2 protein-coding genes and 1 pseudogene are annotated in these 3,349 nt (G+C 63.9%); all 3 read left to right on the forward strand.

The window, feature by feature from the left end:
* Positions 1-1,330 (forward strand): annotated as a pseudogene (locus BIS11_RS13395) (2-oxoglutarate dehydrogenase E1 component); the annotation flags it as partial.
* 38 nt (positions 1,331-1,368) lie between these two features.
* Entirely contained in the window at positions 1,369-2,940 is a 1,572-nt protein-coding gene (gene odhB, locus BIS11_RS13400; protein ID WP_253586253.1) for a 2-oxoglutarate dehydrogenase complex dihydrolipoyllysine-residue succinyltransferase, read from the forward strand.
* A gap of 122 nt (positions 2,941-3,062) precedes the next feature.
* A partial coding sequence (locus BIS11_RS13405; protein WP_253586254.1) for an FAD-dependent oxidoreductase occupies positions 3,063-3,349 on the forward strand: 287 nt, incomplete at its 3' end.

Below are 3,349 nucleotides of genomic sequence, written 5' to 3' on the forward strand. Positions count from 1 at the left end.
CTCCGAAGACGACGCCAAGGCGATGGTCGAGACCTACCGCGACGACCTCGTGGCGGGCAACCACGTCGCCAATGCGCTGGTTCAGGAACCCAACAAGTCGCTGTTCGTCGACTGGGCGCCGTACCTGGGCCACGAGTGGTCCGGCGATGCCGACACCACCGTCGACATGAAGCGCCTGCAACAGCTCGCCGCCCGAATGTGCGAGATCCCGGACGGGGTCGACGTGCAGCGCCAGGTCGCCAAGATCTACGAGGACCGGCGCAAGATGCAGGCCGGCGGCATGGGGCTCAACTGGGGCTTCGCCGAGACACTTGCCTACGCCACGCTGCTCGATCAGGGCCACCCGATCCGCATCACCGGCCAGGACGTGGGCCGCGGCACCTTCTCGCACCGCCACGCCGTCATCCATAACCAGAAGGATGGCAGCACCTACGTGCCGCTGCAGAACATGGCCGACGGTCAGCCGCGCTTCACCATCCACGACTCCTTCCTCTCGGAAGAAGCCGTGCTGGCCTTCGAGTACGGCTACTCGACCACTGCACCCAACGACCTGGTCATCTGGGAAGCGCAGTTCGGCGACTTCTTCAACGGTGCCCAGGTGGTGGTGGATCAGTTCATCTCCTCCGGCGAGACCAAGTGGGGTCGGCTGTGCGGTCTGACCATGCTGCTGCCCCACGGCTACGAAGGCCAGGGCCCCGAGCACTCCTCGGCGCGTCTCGAGCGTTTCCTGCAGATGTGCGCCGAGCACAACATGCAGGTGTGCGTGCCCACCACGCCCGCGCAGATCTTCCATCTGCTGCGTCGCCAGGTGATCCGCCCGCTGAGAAAGCCGCTGATCGTGATGTCGCCCAAGTCGCTTCTGCGCCACAAGGACGCCACCTCGAGCCTCGAGGATCTGGCCGACGGCAAGTTCCACATGGTGCTGCCGGACCAGGCGGATCTGCCGGCGGAAAAGGTCACTCGGGTCATCATGTGCGCCGGCAAGGTTTATTACGATCTGGCCAACTGGCGCGTGGAAAACGAGCGCACCGATACGGTCATCGTTCGCCTCGAGCAGCTTTACCCCTTCCCGAAGGAAGAGCTTCTGGAAGCGCTTCAGGCGTATGCCAACGTGGAAGACATCGTATGGTGCCAGGAAGAGCCGCAGAACCAGGGTGCCTGGTACTCCAGCCAGCACCACATGCGGATCGTGGCCGATATGCTCAAGGACGGCCTGGGCCGTGACTTGAAATTCGCCGGACGTCCGGCCTCTGCGGCTCCCGCGGCAGGTTACATGTCCGTCCACACCGAACAGCAGCGCCAGCTGGTGGAAGACGCTTTCAATCTATAAGCGCCCACCGGGTTTAAAGAACCTATAAGGGAAATGACATGGCTACTGAGATCAAAGCGCCGACCTTTCCGGAATCCGTTGCCGAAGGCACGGTAGCCGCGTGGCACAAGAAGCCGGGTGACAGCGTCGAGCGCGACGAGCTGATCGTCGAGATCGAGACCGACAAGGTGGTGCTCGAGGTCCTCGCGCCGGAAGCGGGCACGCTTTCCGACGTGATGGCCGAAGAGGGCGATACCGTCGAATCCGAACAGGTGCTGGGCAAGCTCGGCGCCGCTGGCGATGCCAAGTCCGGGGATAAGTCCGGCGATGGCGAGAAGGCCGAGAAGAGCGAAAAGGAAGAGGGTGCTGCCAAGGCGTCTGCCTCTGAAGGCGGCAAGGCGTCCGGTGGCAAGCAGCACGACGTGAAGGCGCCGAGCTTCCCCGAGTCGATCCAGGAAGGCACCGTGGCCACCTGGCACAAGAAAGTGGGCGAAGCGGTCAAGCGTGACGAAGTGCTGGCCGACATCGAGACCGACAAGGTCGTGCTCGAAGTCGTCGCCCCCGCCGACGGCGCACTGGCCGAGATCAAGGCCGAAGAGGGCAGCCAGGTCGAGTCCGAAGCGGTTCTGGCCGTGTTCACCGAAGGTGCCGGCGGCGATAGCGGCGCGGGCGAAAGCCAGAGCGCAAGCGCCTCTGAAGGCAGCGACGATGACGGCGCCGACGAGAAAGTGGGCGACAAGATCGTCGCCCCGGCGGCGCGCAAGATGATCGCCGAGCACGATCTGGACGTGTCCAGGATCGAAGGCACCGGCAAGGGCGGTCGCGTCCTGAAGGAAGACGTGCAGAAGGCCGTGAAGGATGGCAGCGCCAAGAAAGCCACCAAGTCCTCGGCGCCGGCCAAGAAAGCCGCCGCGCCGGTGGCAGAAGGGGATCGCGCCGAGAAGCGCGTGCCGATGACGCGCCTGCGCAAGACCATCGCCAAGCGTCTGGTCGAAGCCCAGCAGACCGCCGCCATGCTCACCACCTACAACGAGGTGGACATGGGCGCGGTGATGAATCTGCGCGCGCAGTACAAGGAGACCTTCCAGAAGGCCCACGACACCAAGCTCGGCTTCATGGGCTTCTTCGTCAAGGCGGCATCCGAAGCGCTCAAGCGCTTCCCGGACGTCAACGCCTCCATCGACGGTGACGAGATCGTCTACCACGGCTTCCAGGACATCGGCGTGGCCGTGTCCACCGACCGTGGCCTGGTCGTGCCGGTACTGCGTGACACCGACGCCATGAAGATCGCCGACGTCGAGAAGGGCATCGTCGATTTCGGCAAGCGTGCCCGCGACGGCAAGCTCGGCATCGACGAGATGCAGGGCGGCACCTTCACCATCACCAACGGCGGTATCTTCGGCTCGCTGCTCTCCACGCCGATCATCAACCCGCCGCAGACGGCCATCCTGGGAATGCACAAGATCCAGGAGCGCCCGATGGCGGTCAACGGCAAGGTCGAGATCCGCCCGATGATGTACCTGGCGCTCTCCTATGACCACCGCATGATCGATGGGAAGGACGCGGTCCAGTTCCTGGTCACCATCAAGAACCTGCTGGAAGATCCGGCGCGCCTGCTGCTGGACGTGTAACGCCACGTGCGCCGGGCGACTCCCGGCGCACTCGCACGCTCTCCCAGACGTTTCATGTTATCGCCCAAGGCCTCTTGCTCTGTTTCAATCACCGCAAGGGTCACTCAGCGAAAGGAGCCAACATGGCTGACAAGTTTGATGTAATCGTTATCGGCGCCGGCCCCGGCGGCTACGTCGCCGCCATCCGCGCGGCCCAGCTCGGCAAGAAAGTGGCCTGCGTCGAGAAGTGGATCGGCAAGGAAGGCAACGTGGTTCACGGCGGCACGTGCCTGAACGTGGGCTGCATTCCTTCCAAGGCGCTGCTCGAAGCCTCGCACAAGTACATCGAAGCCAAGCACGATTTCGATGACCTGGGCATCCAGGCCGGCGATGTCTCCATGGACGTCACCAAGATGATGGCCCGCAAGGA

It is taken from the genome of Halomonas sp. 707D4, assembly GCF_024158685.1.
In the GTDB taxonomy this organism is placed as follows: Bacteria; Pseudomonadota; Gammaproteobacteria; order Pseudomonadales; family Halomonadaceae; genus Vreelandella.